Source organism: Actinomadura kijaniata NBRC 14229 (assembly GCF_001552175.1).
GTDB lineage: Bacteria > Actinomycetota > Actinomycetes > Streptosporangiales > Streptosporangiaceae > Spirillospora > Spirillospora kijaniata.
Genome location: NZ_BCQR01000059.1, coordinates 1 through 15,926 on the forward strand (window position 1 = coordinate 1; position 15,926 = coordinate 15,926).

The 15,926-nt window shown below is 75.9% G+C and carries 14 protein-coding genes; 4 read left to right on the forward strand and 10 right to left on the reverse strand.

Annotated elements, in window-relative coordinates:
* From AKI01S_RS54290 to AKI01S_RS19495, 6 genes are all read right to left on the reverse strand, one after another.
* On the reverse strand, nucleotides 1-1,563 hold a 1,563-nt coding region (locus AKI01S_RS54290; protein ID WP_157419947.1), incomplete at its 3' end, for a serine/threonine-protein kinase.
* 199 nt (nucleotides 1,564-1,762) lie between these two features.
* Complete coding sequence (locus tag AKI01S_RS19480) at nucleotides 1,763-2,665, reverse strand: HEAT repeat domain-containing protein (RefSeq protein WP_083999859.1); 903 nt, start codon at nucleotides 2,663-2,665, stop codon at nucleotides 1,763-1,765.
* Nucleotides 2,666-2,712: 47 nt separating this feature from the next.
* Nucleotides 2,713-2,793 carry a putative leader peptide gene (locus AKI01S_RS54680; protein WP_369688730.1) on the reverse strand — a complete coding sequence of 27 codons (81 nt, stop codon included), beginning with the start codon at nucleotides 2,791-2,793 and terminating at the stop codon, nucleotides 2,713-2,715.
* Nucleotides 2,794-2,903: 110 nt separating this feature from the next.
* On the reverse strand, nucleotides 2,904-4,337 hold the full coding sequence (locus AKI01S_RS19485; protein ID WP_067819695.1) for an MFS transporter: 1,434 nt from the start codon (nucleotides 4,335-4,337) through the stop codon (nucleotides 2,904-2,906).
* A 140-nt stretch (nucleotides 4,338-4,477) separates the two neighbouring features.
* Nucleotides 4,478-6,679 (reverse strand): ATP-dependent DNA helicase RecG, encoded by a 2,202-nt coding sequence (gene recG / locus AKI01S_RS19490; RefSeq protein WP_067819538.1) that lies wholly within the window; start codon nucleotides 6,677-6,679, stop codon nucleotides 4,478-4,480.
* Nucleotides 6,680-6,741: 62 nt separating this feature from the next.
* Entirely contained in the window at nucleotides 6,742-8,340 is a 1,599-nt protein-coding gene (locus tag AKI01S_RS19495; protein ID WP_067819540.1) for a DAK2 domain-containing protein, read from the reverse strand.
* A 239-nt stretch (nucleotides 8,341-8,579) separates the two neighbouring features.
* On the opposite strand from AKI01S_RS19495, the gene rpmB reads away from it, so the two are divergent.
* Complete coding sequence (rpmB, locus tag AKI01S_RS19500; RefSeq protein WP_067819545.1) at nucleotides 8,580-8,774, forward strand: 50S ribosomal protein L28; 195 nt, start codon at nucleotides 8,580-8,582, stop codon at nucleotides 8,772-8,774.
* A gap of 152 nt (nucleotides 8,775-8,926) precedes the next feature.
* Here rpmB and thiD read toward each other — a convergent pair whose 3' ends face one another.
* From thiD to AKI01S_RS19515, 3 genes are all read right to left on the reverse strand, one after another.
* Entirely contained in the window at nucleotides 8,927-9,736 is an 810-nt protein-coding gene (thiD, locus tag AKI01S_RS19505) for a bifunctional hydroxymethylpyrimidine kinase/phosphomethylpyrimidine kinase (protein WP_067819697.1), read from the reverse strand.
* A gap of 51 nt (nucleotides 9,737-9,787) precedes the next feature.
* Complete coding sequence (locus tag AKI01S_RS19510) at nucleotides 9,788-10,453, reverse strand: cellulose binding domain-containing protein (RefSeq protein ID WP_067819548.1); 666 nt, start codon at nucleotides 10,451-10,453, stop codon at nucleotides 9,788-9,790.
* Between the two features lie 102 nt (nucleotides 10,454-10,555).
* On the reverse strand, nucleotides 10,556-11,494 hold the full coding sequence (locus AKI01S_RS19515) for a thiamine-phosphate kinase (protein ID WP_067819551.1): 939 nt from the start codon (nucleotides 11,492-11,494) through the stop codon (nucleotides 10,556-10,558).
* Between the two features lie 196 nt (nucleotides 11,495-11,690).
* Here AKI01S_RS19515 and AKI01S_RS19520 point away from each other — a divergent pair, with 196 nt between their 5' ends.
* Together AKI01S_RS19520 and AKI01S_RS19525 are read left to right on the forward strand one after the other, a co-directional pair.
* A complete protein-coding gene (locus AKI01S_RS19520) occupies nucleotides 11,691-11,924 on the forward strand; it encodes an Lrp/AsnC family transcriptional regulator (RefSeq protein ID WP_067819556.1) in 234 nt (77 codons plus the stop codon).
* Between the two features lie 17 nt (nucleotides 11,925-11,941).
* Nucleotides 11,942-12,415: a DUF3515 domain-containing protein gene (locus AKI01S_RS19525; RefSeq protein WP_067819558.1), complete on the forward strand. Its 474-nt coding sequence runs from the start codon at nucleotides 11,942-11,944 to the stop codon at nucleotides 12,413-12,415.
* Nucleotides 12,416-12,446: 31 nt separating this feature from the next.
* On the opposite strand, the gene AKI01S_RS54295 is transcribed toward AKI01S_RS19525, so the two are convergent.
* The gene (locus AKI01S_RS54295) at nucleotides 12,447-15,161 is read right to left on the reverse strand and encodes a LuxR C-terminal-related transcriptional regulator (protein WP_281186081.1); all 2,715 of its coding nucleotides are present in this window, start codon (nucleotides 15,159-15,161) and stop codon (nucleotides 12,447-12,449) included.
* A 159-nt stretch (nucleotides 15,162-15,320) separates the two neighbouring features.
* Between AKI01S_RS54295 and AKI01S_RS19535 the strand changes: the two genes are divergently transcribed.
* Entirely contained in the window at nucleotides 15,321-15,914 is a 594-nt protein-coding gene (locus tag AKI01S_RS19535; protein WP_067819564.1) for a dihydrofolate reductase family protein, read from the forward strand.
* Nucleotides 15,915-15,926: the final 12 nt, after the last annotated feature.

The following is a 15,926-nucleotide window of genomic DNA, read 5'->3' on the forward strand; positions in this document are numbered from 1 at the left end:
GGCGGCGAGCGCGGCGCGGGCGGCCGCGCCGGGCCAGGACCCGGTCTCGGCGGACGCGGGAACGGCGTCGGCCCGCACCTCGTAGAGGCCGTCCAGCAGCCAGGCGGCGCCCCGCGCGACCAGGGTCGCCTGCATCGTGTACCGCCGGGTGTCGGGCGCGCGCCCCGCCGACCGGACGGTCCGGCGCAGATGGGCCAGCACGGTGACGCCGCCGGGCCCGGCGGCCGTGACGGCGGTGTCGGTGACGTCGACGGCGACGGCGCTGCGGGTCGCGCGCAGGTTCTCGCGGAAGTTCTCGGCGGCCAGGCGGGCGTCGTAGTCGGCGCGGTACCGGGGGGTGACGCGGGCGTGCGCGGCGGCGACGTTCCGGTCGAACCGGTCGTGCTCGAACGTCAGCACCGCCTCGATCGTCCCGGCCGCGATGGCCGCGGCGGTGACGGCGTGCCCGGGCGGGGCCGGGGTGTCGGCGACGGCGGCCGACGGCGCTCCCCGCCGGACGGGCGGGGGCCGGTCGTCGGCCAGCGCCCACACCGTTCCCCCGGCGGCCAGCAGCATCACCGGGATCCCCGCCGCGATCACCCTGCGGCGGCCGGGGCGCGGCCGGGCCGCCGGGGGGACGGGCGGTTCGAGGCGGGGGGTGCGCTCCTCGTCGGCGCGGGCCGCGATCCGCTCGGTGGGCGTCTCGTCGGCCGGGGGCTCGGCCAGGAAGGCGCCGGTGTCCAGGGCGCGTTCGGGCGGCACGGCCGGGGCGGGGGCGCGGCGTCCCAGCAGGTCCAGCAGCGCCTGCTGGGCCTGCGGGCGGCCCGCGGGGTCCTTGTCCAGGCTGGCGGCCACGACCCCGCGCAGCGGTTCGGGCAGCGGGGACAGGTCGGGCTCGTGGTGCAGGATGCGGTGGAAGACCGCCGAGATGGTGTCGTTGCCGAACGGGTGCCGCCCGGTCGCCGCGAACAGCATCGTCGCGCCCCAGGCGAACAGGTCCACCGCCGTGCCCAGGTCCTCGCCGCTGATCTGCTCGGGGGCCATGTAGGAGGGGGTGCCGACGATGCCGCTGGTGGTGGAGCGCACCGCGCCCATCACCCGCGCGATCCCGAAGTCGATCACGCGCGGGCCGTCGGGGCCCATCAGCACGTTGGAGGGCTTGAAGTCGCGGTGCAGGATCCCGGCGCGGTGGATGGCGGCCAGCGCGGTGACCGTGCCGATGGCGAGGCGGTCCAGGTCGGTGCCGACGCGCGGGCCGCGCTCGGTGACCAGCCCGGTGAGCGAGGGGCCGGGCACGTACTCGCTGACCACGTACGGCAGGTCGCCCGCGACGTCGGCCGCCAGGACCTGCGCGGTGCAGAACCCGGCGACGCGGCCGAGGACGTCCAGCTCGCGTTCGAACCGGGCGCGCCACTGCGGGTCCTGGCTGAGCTGGACGCGCAGCAGCTTCACCGCCGCGGTCCGGCCGTCCTCGCCCCGCCCCAGGTAGACGATGCTCTGCCCGCCCTCGCCGAGACGGCCGACCAGCTCGTAACCCCCCAGCCGGGCCGGGTCGTGCGGCAGCAGGGGACGTACGGCCGTCATCGGTGCTCCTTGAGTCGGGCGCTGTTTCCTTCCTCCCTACTGGTTCGACGCCCTCACGGTCCATCGCGTTCGGTGACGAGTCCATTACGGAAAACGCTCCGGCGCCGCCCCGGAAACGGGCGGGGCGTCCCCACCCCGAGACGCCCCGCCCGCATCGGGGGCGGCGCCGGAGGCGTTCGGTCCGCGCCTCCCGGCCGGGTCAGGCCAGTGACCAGCGCGCCTGGGTGCGGACGCCGGGATCGGGGTCGGCCAGCGCCTCGGTCAGCGCGGTCAGGGCCCGCGGGTGGTCGGCGGCCCACTGCTCCAGGGACTGGACGGCGGCGCGGCGGACGTCGACGATGCGGTCGCGCAGCGCGTGGACCAGCGGCGGGATCGCGGTCTCGGGGGCGGCCGCGCCGAGGGCGAGCGCGGCGCGGCGGCGGACCTGCCAGCCGGGGTGCGTGACGGCGGCGGCGACGCGGGCGGCCAGGCGCTCGGGAACGCCCAGCTCGGCGGCGGCGTCCAGGGCGGCCATCCGCACGACCGGGTCGTGGTCGGCCAGCAGGTGGTCCAGGACGGCCGTCCCGGCGGGCGTCGCCAGCCGGGCCAGGCCCTCGGCGACGGCGGCCCGCACCTCGCGGGCGGGGTCGTCGGCGGCCTCGGCGACCTCGCCCGCGGCGCCCAGCACGACCAGGCCGAGCACGGCCTGGACCCGCACGTGGGTCTCGTCGTCCTGGAGGCCCTGGGCGTACAGTTCGGACGCGCCGCGGACCAGGGTGTCCAGCAGGTCGGCGGCGGTGGAGCGGACGTCGGGGTCGCGTCCGTGCGCGGCGGCCAGGCGCAGGGCGCGCACGCCGTCGTCGCCGAGGTACAGCTCGGGCAGCTCGCGCAGCGCGGCGGCGGCGATCCGGCGCACCGCGGCGTCCTGGTCGGCCAGCGCCCAGGCGAGGGTGTCGCCGGTGCCGCCGGGAACGTGGCCGTCGCGGGCGGTGCGGACGAGCGCCCGCAGCGCGGCGACGCGCGCCTCGGGCTCGGGGGCGCGCAGGCGTCCTTCCAGGTCGGCGAGCACGGGCGGATCGGGGTCGAGGGTGTCGGGACGGGAGCGGTGGTCGATGATCGTCATGGTGCTGTCCTCCGGGAGGCCGTCGGATCCGGTCGGGGTCGGCGGGATCAGGGACGGCGACACAGCGCACTGGCCTGCCGCCGGAGGTCGACGTGCAGGCGCGCGGTGAGGGACGCGGTGACGTTCACGCCTCCATGGTCACCCAAGATCTAGATTAAATCAACTAGTTAAGTAGGGAATACGGGCGAGAGCGAGGGAGCGCCGCCAGTGCGCCCCCTCGTCCCGCTACAGCACCCGGTCATGCGACCGGCTCCGCGACCGGCTCCCTCCGTTCGGCGGCGCCCGCGCGGCGCCCGCGCAGCAGCGCCAGCGCCAGCACCGCCCCGAGTCCGGCGACGCCCGCCGCGACCAGGAACGCCGCCTGGAAGCCGTCGGTCAGCCGGGCGGCGTTCCCGAGGGCGTCCGCGCCCCGCGCGGTGGCCAGCGCGGTGGCGACGGCCAGGCCCAGCGCCGAGCCGACCTGGTAGGTGGTGTTGACGATGCCGGAGGCCAGCCCGCTCTCCTGCGGCGCGACCCGCGAGATCGCCGCCATCATCGTGGGGATGTAGGCCAGCGACATGCCGAGGGCCGCGACCAGGGAGGCGGCCAGCACGTCCACCGCGAAGCTGCCGCCGGGCCGGGCCAGCGACAGCCCGCCGAGGCCGAGCGCCAGCACGGCCAGGCCGGTCACCGTCAGCGGCCTGGTCCCGAACCGGCCCATCAGCCGCCCGGTGACCCCGACCATCAGCACCATGATCGTGACGGTCATCGGCAGCAGCGCCGCGCCGCTGGCGAACGCCCCGAAGCCGAGGACCTGCTGGAGGTAGAGGTTGAGGAAGTACCAGGCCGGGATCCACGCGGCGCCCAGCAGGGCGAACACCACGTTGGCGGCGGCCAGGTCGGGCGTGCGCCAGATCCGCAGCGGCATCAGCGGCTGCCGCAGCGCCCGCTGGACGCCGACGAACGCCGCCAGCAGCACCGCCGCGCCGCCCAGTTGCAGCAGCGTCGCCGCCGAGCCCCAGCCCTGCTCGGGGGCGCGGACCACCGCGAACACCGCCAGGGCCAGGCCCGCGGTCACCGCGACCGCGCCGAGCAGGTCCACCGAGCCGCGCCGGGCCCCGACGGCGGGCAGCACCGCCGGGACGGCCGCCAGGGTGGCCAGGCCGATCGGGACGTAGATGACGAAGACCCACGGCCAGCTCAGCCACTCGGTGAGCACGCCGCCGAGGAACACCCCGGCCGTGCCGCCCGCCGGGGCCGCCGCGCCGTACAGGGCCATGGCCCGTCCCAGCTCGCGGGGGTTGCCGCCGAAGATCGCCATGAGCAGGGTCATGGCCGCCGGGGTGATCAGCGCGCCGCCGACGCCCTGCACGCCGCGTCCCAGGATCTCCACCCAGGCGTCCTGCGCGGCGGCCGCGACGACCGATCCGGCGATGAGCACCGCCCAGCCCGCGGCGAACACCCGCCGGGCGCCGAGCAGGTCCGACAGGCGGCCGCCGAGGAGCAGCAGGCCGCCGAAGACGACCACGTAGGCGTTGAACACCCACTGCAGGCCGCCGGACGAGAAGCCGAGGTCGCGCTGCATGTCGGGCAGCGCGACCCCGATGATCGAGGTGTCCATGATCACCATGAACTGGGCCATGGCCAGCACCAGGAGCGCCCACCACCGGCGCCGTTGCACGTTCGCGGACATCGCCGCCTCCATATACCTCTAGGGGGTATCCGTTCGGGAAGTGAAGCTAACATACCCCCTAGGGGTTTAGTAGGTGACGGTCGTCACAGCGAACGGCCCCCGGCGCGCTCGCGCCGGGGACCGTTCGGGAACCGTGCCGGTCAGGCCTTCTCGAGGTACTCCGCGCGTTCCTCGTCCAGCAGGACGGCCAGCTCCGCCGCCAGGGCCGGATGCCCCTTCAGCTCGGGGTCGGCCTCCACCAGCGCGGTCGCCTCCGCGCGCGCGTCGTGGATCACGTCCTCGTCGTTCTGCAACGTCAGCAGGCGCAGGCTCGACGACCGCCCCGCCTGCGCGGCCCCCAGCACGTCGCCCTCCCGGCGCTGCTCCAGGTCCAGCCGCGACAGCCGGAACCCGTCGGTGGTCGAGGCGACGGCGTCCAGGCGCTCGCGTGCCTTGCTGCCGGGCTCGGCGTCGGTGACCAGCAGGCACAGGCCGTGCAGGCTGCCCCGCCCGACCCGGCCGCGCAGCTGGTGCAGCTGGGACACGCCGAACCGGTCCGCGTCCATGATCACCATGACGGTGGCGTTGGGCACGTCGACCCCGACCTCGATCACGGTGGTCGCCAGCAGCACGTCCAGCTCGCCGTCGCCGAACCGCCGCATCACCGCGTCCTTCTCGTCGGGGTGCAGCTTGCCGTGCAGCACGCCGATCCGCAGGCCGGCCAGCAGCTCGTCCTCCAGCCGGGGCAGCAGCTCCATGATCCCCAGCGGGGACCGGCGCGGCCCGTCCTCCCCCTCGGCGGCGGCCGGGACGTCGCCCTCGTCGCCCTCCCGCTCCCCGATGCGCGGGCAGACGATGTAGATCTGCCGGCCCTGCGCGGCCTCCTCCTTGATCCGCTCCCAGGTCCGGGCCAGGAACGCGGGCCTCTCCGGCGGCACGACATGGGTCTGGATCCCCGACCGCCCCGCCGGGAGCTGCCCGAGCACGGAGGTCTCCAGATCGCCGAACACGGTCATCGCGACCGTCCGGGGGATCGGCGTCGCGGTCATGACGAGCACGTGCGGCCGCCCGCCGGCGACCTTCTCCCGCAGCGCGTCCCGCTGCTCCACCCCGAACCGGTGCTGCTCGTCCACCACCACCAGCCCCAGGTCGGCGAACTGCACGTGGTCCTGGAGCAGCGCGTGGGTGCCCACGACGATCCCCGCCGACCCCGACGCCACGTCCAGCAACGCGGCCTTGCGCGCCTTCGCCCCCTGCGACCCGGTCAGCAGCGCCACCCGCGTCGCCTGCTCGGCCCCGCCGATCTGCCCGGCCTGCGCCAGCTCCCCGAGCATCCCGGTGATCGACCGGTGGTGCTGCTGGGCGAGCACCTCGGTCGGCGCGAGCAGCGCGGCCTGCCCGCCACCGTCCACCACCTGCAACATCGCCCGCAACGCGACCACAGTCTTACCCGCGCCGACGTCGCCCTGGAGGAGGCGGTGCATGGGGTGCTCGTGAGACAGGTCGGCGGCGACCTCCTCGCCGACCTGGCGCTGGCCGTCGGTCAGGTCGAACGGCAGGCGCTCGTCGAACGCGTCCAGGATGCCGCCCGGGACCCTCGGCCGGGGCTTGGCGGGCAGGGCGGCGGCGGCCAGCCGGCGCTGCGCCAGGGCGATCTGGAGGACGAACGCCTCGTCCCACTTCAGGCGGCGGCGGGCGCGGCCCAGCTCCTCCCAGTCCGCCGGGCGGTGGATGCCCTCGTAGGCCTCCTTCAGGCCGATCATGCGGCGGCGGCGCAGCAGCTCCTCGGGCACCGGGTCGGGGCCCAGGTCGAGCTGGTCCAGCAGCAGGCCGACCGACTTGCCGATCGCGTCGATGTCCAGGCCCTTGGTGGTCGGGTAGATCGGGATGATCTCGTCGGCCCACTCCTGGGCGGCGGCGGCCGCGTCGCGGGCGGCGACCACCTTGTACTGGGGGTGGGCGAGCTGGCGCTGCACCCGGCCGTTCCGCATGGCGTAGCTGCTGATCTTCCCGGCGAACAGGCCGCGGGTGCCCGGCGACAGGTCGCGTTCGGGCACGTAGGAGCCCTTGCGGCCGAAGAAGCTGAGCTTCAGCTCGCCGGTGCCGTCGGTGACCGTGATCTCCAGCACGTAGCCGGGGCTGCGGGTGAGGCTGCGGCCCTGCACCTTGACGACCTCGGCCATCACGGTGACGTGCTCGCCGTCCTCCAGCTCGTTCAGCGGGGTCAGCTCGCCGCGGTGCGCGTACCGGCGGGGGTAGTGGTGCAGCAGGTCCCCGACCGTGTGCAGGTCGAGCCCCTTGGCCAGCACCTTCGCGGTCTTGTCGCCGAGGACCTTGTGCAACGGCTCGTCGAGATTCGCCACGCGTCCCATTCAAGCCCATGGGGGTGACAGGAACGGCCCGGTGCGGCCGGTCGGGCGGGATGTCACTCGACGCCGACGAGCAGCGGGTAGCGCTCCTGGCGGCCCTCGTAGACGCCGACCTCCACGTCGGGGTGGGCGATGCGCAGGTGCTCCTCCAGCCGTTCGGCCAGCCCGGCGGGGGCGTGGACGCCGACCACGAGGGTGACCAGCTCGCCGCCGGCCGACAGCATCCGGTCCAGGACGCCGCGGGCGACGGCGGGCAGGCCCGCGCCGATCATGGCGACATCGCCGTCGATCATGCCGAGCACGTCGCCGGGCTGGCACAGGCCGACGCTGGTGACGGCCTCCTCGGCGGCGATCTCCAGATGGCCGAAGCGGGTGGCCCCGGCCGCGCGGGTCATGGCGATCACGTCCTCGCCGAAGCGGCGCAGCGGATCGTGCACCGCCAGCGCCGCCAGCCCCTGCACCGAGGCCTTGGTGGGGACGACGGCGATGCGGGCGCCGCTGTCGCGGGCGCGTTCGGCGGCGGCCTCGGCCAGGGCCAGGACCTCCGGCTCGTTGGGCAGCACCGCCACCTCGTCGCCCGCCGCCAGGATCGCCTCGGCCAGCACCGCCAGCGGCGGGACGGCGCCGGGCGCGCGCCGCACCACCGTCGCCCCGCCCGCCTCGAACAGCTCGGCCAGCCCGTCGGCGGCGGTGACGGCGACCACGGCGCGGCCCCGGCAGGGGGCGTGCGGCTGCTCCTGCTCGGTGGCGGGGGCGTGCAGGTAGGTGACGCGGATGCGGTGGACGCGCCCGGCGGCCAGCCCCTCCTCGATCGCGGCCCCGGCGTCGTCGACGTGGACGTGGACGTTCCACAGCCCGCCGCCGCCGACCACGACCAGCGAGTCGCCGAGGCCGTCCAGGCGCGCGCGCAGGTCCGGGACGGTCTCGTCGGGCGCGTCCAGCAGGTACATCACCTCGTAGCCGGGGCCGGGCGCGGGGCCGCGCTCCTCGCGGACGGGGGTGGGCCCGGCGGTGCGGGCGGGGACCTCGTAGCGCTCGGGGTACTCCTCGGTGATCACCGCGGCGAGGGCGTCGAGGACCACGCACAGGCCCGCCGCGCCCGCGTCGACGACGCCGTTGCGGGCCAGCACCTCCAGCTGGCCGGTAGTGGCCCGCAGCGCGCGGCGGGCTCCGGAGGCGGCGGCGCGGGCGGCGGCGGCCAGGCCGGGACCGGCCGGTCCGGTCGCGGCGGAGGCGGCCTCCAGGACGGTGAGGATCGTGCCCTCGACGGGGTGCTCGACGGCGTTGCGGGCCAGCACGGCGGCGTACTCCAGGGCGTCCCCGAACACCTCGCCGTCCGGGGGCGCGCCCTGGTGGCCGAGGATGTCGGCCAGGCCGCGGAACATCTGGCTGAGGATCACCCCGGAGTTGCCGCGGGCCCCCAGCAGCGCGCCCTGGGCGAGGGTGCGCCAGACGGTGGCCGTCCCGGCGCCGGGGGGCAGCTCGTCCACGGCGTCGGCGGCGGCGAGCACGGTGAGGTGCAGGTTGGTGCCGGTGTCGCCGTCGGGGACGGGGAAGACGTTCAGGGCGTCGATCTCGCCCCGGGTGCGGCCCAGCGCCTCGGCCGCCAGCCGCGCCCACCGTCGTGCCGCCGCGCCGTCGAGGACCTCGCCCACCCTGGCTCCCCTCCGTAGGTTCCGGGTTACCTCTGTATCGCGCCCGCGGTGCCGTTGGAAACCGATCAAGGGTGAATCCGCAGGCCGATTCGCATACCGGGCGCAGGGTCGGCTAGTCTGATCCATGCGCCTCGTCCGGGGCGCCTATCAGTGAGCGCCCCACCAGGGCCCAGCGTCATGCGCGGCCGCCGGACCGGGCGCTCCAGATTCAGAGCACCGACACCCACTTGGAGTTTCCCGTGGCTTCCGTTTGCGACGTCTGCGGCAAGGGACCCGGTTTCGGCATGCGCGTCTCCCACTCGCACCGCCGCACCCCGCGCCGCTGGAACCCCAACATCCAGCGGGTGCGCGCCGTGATCAACGGCGGCACCAAGCGGATCAACGCCTGCACGTCCTGCATCAAGGCCGGCAAGGTCGCCAAGCCGACCGTCTGACGCTCGGCCGCGGGAGGAACCCGCGCACCTCTGGCCGGTTCATCGGAGTGATCCGATGGGCCGGCTTTTCGTGTTGCCCCCGGCCGCCCGTGTGACCTCGCGGGGCGGTCGCGGCGACCGCCCCGCGGCTCGCCGGCCCGTGGCTCGGCGGCTCAGCGCGTGCGCCAGCCGTGGTCGACCGGGCCGATGCCCGCGCCGAGCGGGAAGCCCGCGGCGATGGCGCCGGTGACGTACTCCTTGGCCCGCTCCACGGCGGTGGGGACGTCCGCGCCGAGGGCGAGGTGGGAGGCGATCGCCGAGGCGAGGGTGCAGCCGGTGCCGTGGGTGTGCCGGTTGTCGTGCCGGGGCGCGGTGTAGCGGCGTTCGGTCTCGCCGTCGAACAGCAGGTCGGCGGGCTCGCCGGGAAGGTGCCCGCCCTTGATCAGCACCCACCGGGGGCCGAGCGCCTTGACCGCCTCGGCGGCCTCGCGCATGCCCGACTCGTCCACGACCTTGACGCCGGTGAGCTGCTCGACCTCCCACAGGTTGGGGGTCGCGACGGTCGCGACGGGCAGCAGGGCGGTGCGGACGGCGTCCACGGCCTCCTCGGCGAGCAGCGTGTCGCCGTGCTTGGAGACGCCCACCGGGTCGACGATGACGGGCGCGTCCACGGCCGACAGGGCCTCGGCGACGGTCTCGACCAGGGCCGTGGAGGCCAGCATGCCGGTCTTGACGGCGTGGACGCCGATGTCGGACAGGACCGAGTCGAGCTGGGCGCGGACGGCCTCGGGGGGCAGCTCCCAGTAGCCCTGGACGCCGAGGGAGTTCTGGGCGGTGACGGCGGCGATGACGCTCATGCCGTGGACGCCGCAGGCCAGCATCGTCTTCAGGTCGGCCTGGATGCCTGCGCCCCCGCCGGAGTCGGATCCGGCGACGGTGAGCACGAGGGGCGGGGTCGGGCCGGTGGGCGGGTTCTGCGTCATGACGCCCACTCTAGGGGCGTTCGGGGTGATGGGGGATGGTGCGGCCGCCGGTCAGCCGCGCGTGCAGGACCTCTTGTTGATCCGGCAGGCGGAGGGGCCGCCGGCGCGGCCGGCGGCGGTGAAAGTGATCTTCACGGACTGGCCGGGGGCCAGCGCGGGGGCTCCGGCCGGGCTGCGCACCCAGCCGGTCCGGCCGGTCTTGACGACGGTGCCGCCGGAGAGGGAGCGGACCTTGGCCTTCGGGATCTGGAACGCCAGGGCCCAGCGCGCCACGGGGGCGGTGCCGCGGTTGGTGATGGTGGCGGTGCCGGTGAAGCCGCGGGCGGTCTTGGTGACGAGCTGGAACCTGACCGTCAGCCGTTCGGAGTCGGCGCGCGGGGCGCCGCGGCTGGTGCGCCGGCCGGGGTTGCGCTGGGAGACCTGGCTGTCGAGGGGGGCGCCGGCCTGGGGGGCGTGGGAGCCGCCTCCGCCGCCGAAGTTCAGCGAGATCTGCTTGGTGCTGTAGGCGTAGGTGACGACGCCCGCCGCCGCGACCGCCGCCACGATCGGCAGCATCGGCATCGGCAGGTTGAGCCCGCGTCTCCTCGGCTGGTCCGGCCCGCCCTCGGGGGCCTGGTCCCGGTCGCGGGGGTCGTCCGGGGAGGGGCCGTCGAAGTACCCGGCGTGATCCGCCGCGCCTCCGTCAGCATCCGGCTCGCGCTTGTTGTGTCGTCCCATCCCATCCCTCTTCGATCACAGGGATGTATACCAAACCAACACCAAACATGCCTACCAGACGAGTAAACGCGCAGCGGCGGACCGGGCCCCCTCCTTCCGTTCTCATCTGCGGAAATGATCCCAACCGCCGGGGCCGTGCGGCCTTCCGTCCACGGTCACCCCGGGGGCCTCCGGCGCCTCCTCCGTCACCGTTCCGATGACCGTCCAGGACGGGGGGAGGTCGGCGTCCGGGGGGAAGGTCCCGGCGAAGGAGTGGTCCTCGCCGCCGGTGAGGGCGTGCCGGAGAGCGTCGGGGGCGGGGCCCAGGATCTCCGGGACGGGGACCTGGCGGGACCGGACGTCGACGCGGACGCCGGAGGCCGCCGCGATGTGGCCCAGGTCCTGCAGGAGGCCGTCGCTGACGTCCATCAGGGCCGTGGCCCCCGCCCGGCGGGCCTCCTCCCCCGCCGCGTAGGGGGGCCGGGGGCGGCGGTGGGCCTCGATCAGCTCGGCGGGGGCGCTCGCGCCGTCGAGCAGCAGGGCCAGGCCGGCCGAGGACAGGCCGAGGTCGCCGCGCACGGCCACCAGGTCGCCGGGCCGGGCGCCCGAGCGCAGCAGCGGCGGACGGCCGGCCAGGTCGCCGAGCGCGGTGACGGCGATGGTGATCCGCTCGGCCGCGACGACGTCGCCGCCCACGATGGACGCGCCGGTCAGCGCGCACTCGTCGGACAGGCCCCGGTAGAGCTCCTCCGCCCAGGCGGTCTCCAGGCCGGTGGGCACGGCGAGCCCGACCAGCAGCGCGGTGGGGCGGGCGCCCATGGCCACGACGTCGGCGAGGTTCTGCGCGGCGGCCTTGCGGCCGATGTCGTAGGGGCCGGACCAGTCGCGGCGGAAGTGCCGTCCCTCGGCCAGCAGGTCGGCGGTGGCGACGACCCGGCCGTCCGGCGCGGCGACCACGGCGGCGTCGTCGCCGGGGCCCAGTTCCACCTGCGGTCCCCGCGGGAGCCCGCGCGTCAGCCGCCCGATGAGGCCGAACTCACCGAGTTCCCCGATCGTTCCCATACGTCCCGTTCCGCCCGTCCCGTGTGCCGATTCCGGAGATCTCCTGCGGCGGCGTTCCGGGCGTCCCCGGGCCCCGCCGTGGTGGCCGGTCCCGGAGCCTGGCACGATGGTCTTGTCCGGGCCCGGTCCCCCGTCCCGGTCCGTAACACGATACGGTGACCGTCCGACGGCATTTTCTCCGCCCGGGGAGGACGTGATGGTGCAGGCCTACATCCTCATCCAGACCGAAGTCGGCAAGGCAGCCGACGTGGCCGGTGAGATCAGCGGGATCAGCGGCGTCACCCTGGCCGAGGACGTGACCGGTCCCTACGACGTCATCGTGCGGGCCGAGGCCCGCAACGTCGACGAGCTGGGCAAGCTGGTGGTCGCGCAGATCCAGGCCGTCGAGGGGATCACCCGGACGCTCACCTGTCCGATCGTGCACATCTAAAGGGGCTCGCGACTTTCGTGTTCGGCTTCTCCCGGTTCGCCCGGCCGGTCCTGGTGGCGTGCGCGGTGCCCGCGTCGCTGCTCACGGCCTGCGGGGGCGACGCCGTCCAGGTGAACGCGCCCAGACCCGACGCCGCGACCAAGCGACTGTGCGAGGGGCTGCGCCTGCCCGAGAAGGTGCACGGGGAGGCGCGCCGCGACACGGCGCCCGCCTCGCCGCTGACGGCCGCCTGGGGCTCTCCCGCGATCGCGTTGCGGTGCGGGGTGGAGCGTCCGGCGACGCTGCGGGCCGACTCGCAGCTCCAGACGGTGAACGGGGTGGAGTGGTTCGGCTACCCCGCCGACCGGCCGGTCACCTGGACGGCGGTGGCGCGGCAGGCGTACGTGGAGGTCACGGTCCCGGCGAAGTACGCGCCCCCCGGCGACGTGCTGGTGGAGCTGGGAGACGTGATCAAGGAGACCATCCCGGCCAAGCCCGAGGGGCAGATCTAGCGGGGCGGCTCCGGCAGCGGGCCCGCCGCCGTCAGGTGTCGGTGAGCAGCGGCCCGGCGAGGGCGGCCAGCTCGGTCCGGTTGGCCACGCCCAGCTTGGCGTACACGTGCGACAGGTGGGTCTTGACGGTGCTGCGGCTCATGAACAGGCGGGCCCCGATCTCGGGGTTGCTGAGGCCCTCGACGGCCAGCCGCACCACGCCGCGTTCGGTCGGGGTGAGGCTGTCCCAGCCGCTGGAGGGACGGCCGCGGCGGCCCCGGGCGCGGCGCGCGTAGGCGACCGCGTCGCGCAGGTCTAGCGCCCGGCCCTCGGCCCGCGCCGCGTCGTGGGCGTCGTCGCCCAGCGCCTCGCGCAGGAGCGCGGGCAGGTCGTCGGCGGGGCCGCGCCAGGGGGACCGCCGGGGGTACCCCATCTCCTCGCGGGCGCGGTCGCAGGCGCCCAACAGCCGGGCCGCCTCGACGAACGACCCCGCCCGGGCGGCCAGCCCGGCCAGCGCCTCCAGGCCGGGCACGCAGCACAGCCACAGCCCGTGGTCGGCGCGCAGGGCCAGGGCCTGGTGGTGCAGGTCCTCGGCGCGCGCGGCGTCGTCGGCCAGCAGGGCGGACTGCTCCAGTGCGTCGGCGAGCACCCGGGGCATCCCGGCGTGCCGGGCGGCGGCGAGGGCGCGCTCGCAGGCCTCGGTGGCCGCGTCGGCGTCGCCGGTGGCGCGCAGCGCCTCCGCCAGGCCCGTCAGGGCCTGCGGGGTGAGGTCGGCCAGGGTCGCGCCGTCCCGCCAGTCCGCCTCGCTCCGGAACCATCCGGCCGCCTCGCCCGGCCGTCCCTCCCACAGGCGCAGCCATCCCATGGCGCGCGCCAGGCCGGGCACGAACGGCGGCGGGTCGGAACCCTCCAGCAGCCGGACCATCGGCTCCAGGACCGCGTGGGCCTCCGCCAGGCGTCCCGCCGTGCCCTCCACGGTCGCCAGCACGGCGCCCGCGAGCCCCACCCGGTGCAGGCCGCCCAGGGGCCGGGCCATGCGCAGCGCCTCGGCGGCCAGCTCGCGGGCCCGCGCCGGGTCGCCGCCGTACAGGACGCCGGCGGCCAGGAACGCCAGCGCCGTGGAGGCGATGCCGCGTTCGCCGCGCGCGGCCAGCCCGGCGACGGACGCCTCCAGCAGCGGCACCGCCGCCGCGTGGTCGTCGCGCAGGTGCGCGATGATCCCCGTCAGGGCCGTCGCCGCGTCGGCCACGAACGCCTCGCCCGCCCGCCGCGCCTGGTCGCGGGCGGCCTCCGCCAGGGCCCGGCCGGCGTCCAGGTCGAACGCGAACCGGCCGACCGCGAGCAGCAGCCGGGCCAGGCACGCGCCGGCCTCGTCGCCGAGCCCGGTGGAGATCTCCAGCGCGGCCTCGGCCGCGTCGTACTCCAGGCCGAGGGGGCGGGTGGTGTCGGCGACCAGCGCCAGGCCCGTCAGCAACCGGGCCTGGAGCGCGGTCCGCTCGCCCGCGCCGCGCTCGATCGCGCGGCCGAGCAGCTCCATCCCCTCGTGGCCGTGCCCGTCCAGGTGCCACAGCCAGGCCAGCTCGGCGGCGAGCCGCCGCCCGCGCCCGGCGTCGGGCAGCGACAGGCCGTGCTCGACGGCGGCGCGCAGGTTGTCCCGTTCGGGGACGACCGCGGCGCGCCAGGCGTCCTTGTCGGTGGCGAGCAGGGGCGCGGCCTCCTCGGCGAAGGCCAGGTAGGTGTCCAGGTGGCGGTCCCGGACGCGTTCGGTCTCGCCGGACGCCTCCAGCAGCGCGGCGGCGTACCGGTGGACCGTCTCCAGCATCCGGAACCGGGCCGGGTCGCCGCGGGTGTCGGCGACCAGCAGCGACTTGTCGACCAGCCGGCGCAGGCCGTCGCGCACCGCGGTCCCGTCCAGGGGCTCGAACGCGCACACGCCCCGCGCGGTCGCCAGCGTGAACCCGCCGCACAGCGCCCCGAGGCGCCGGAACAGGACGCGGTCGTCCTCGGCCAGCAGATCGTGGCTCCAGGCCATCGACGCGGCGAGGGTCCGGTGCCGGGCCGGCACGCCGCGCGGGCCCCGCACCAGCAGCGCGAACCGGTCGTCGAGCCCGCGCAGGATCTCCTCCGCCGACAGGGTGCCCGACCAGGCGGCGGCCAGCTCGATCGCCAGCGGGATGCCGTCCAGCCGCGCGCAGGCCGTGCGCACGGCGGCCCGCGCCCGCGCCGACGCCGGGGCACCGCCCGCACGCTCCTCGAACAGCGCGACCGCGTCGCCCCCGCTGAGCGGCGGCACCCGCCACACGACCTCGCCCGGCACGCCCAGCGGCTCGCGGCCGGTGGCCAGCACCACCACGTCCGGGCAGCCGCGCAGCAGCTCCATCACCAGCTCGGCGGCCGCGTCCAGCACGTGCTCGCAGTTGTCCAGGCAGATCAGCGCGCGCCGGTCGCTGAGCTGCCGGGCCAGCGCCGGGGCGGCGGCCCGGCCGGGCGCGACCAGGACGCCCAGCGCCGCGCCGAGCGCCCCGGGGACGGCCGCCGGGTCCGCGACGTCCGACAGGTCGACCCACCAGACCCCGTCCGGCCGTGTCCGGGCCTGCCGGGCGGCGGTCTCGGCCGCCAGCCGGGTCTTGCCGCAGCCTCCCGGGCCCACGAGGGTGACCAGCCCGCCGCCGCGCAGCGCCTCGGCCAGCCCGTCCAGCTCGGTCTGCCGGCCGACGAAGCTGGTCAGGCGCGGTGGCAGCCGGTGGGGAACACGCTCAGCGGACATCGCGGACATTGTGCCAGTCCCCGGTCTCGTCCAGGCGTCTTCCCGGCATCGGCCACCTGGCCGATGTTCCGATCGGCGCGCGGCGACATCGTTGTCAGTGCCACACCGCAACACCGCAACGCCCCGGGGAAGACCGGGGACGACGCCGAGGAGCACGCCATGGGCAAGGTCATCGCGAACATGTCGATGTCGCTGGACGGTTTCATCGCCGACCCCGCCGACGGGATCGACCAGCTGTTCGGCTGGATGGGCAGCGGGGACGTCGAGGTCCCCACCGCCGTGGAGTGGGCGACGTTCCGCATGTCGCCCGCCAGCGCCCGCTACATGCGCGACGCCATGGCCGACGTGGGCGCCCTGGTCGCGGGCCGCCACCTGTTCGACATCACCCAGGGCTGGGGCGGCACCCACCCGCTGGGCGTGCCGATCGTCGTGGTGACCCACCGGGAGCCGCCCGCCGACTGGCCGCACACCGACACCTTCACCTTCGTCGGCGACGTCGAGGAGGCGGTGCGGACGGCCCGCGCGGCGGCCGGTGACAGGAACGTCGTGGTCGCCAGCGCGAAGATCGCCCGGCAGTGCCTGGACGCCGGGCTGCTCGACGGCGTCCACGTGGACCTGGTGCCGGTCCTGCTCGGCGAGGGCGTGCGCTGGTTCGACGACCTCGCCAAGGCTCCCGTCCGCCTGGGCGACCCGGTCGTCATCGAGGGCGCCGGCGTCACCCACCTGGCCTACGAGGTCGTCCGGCCCTCCTGACGCCGGGCGGGC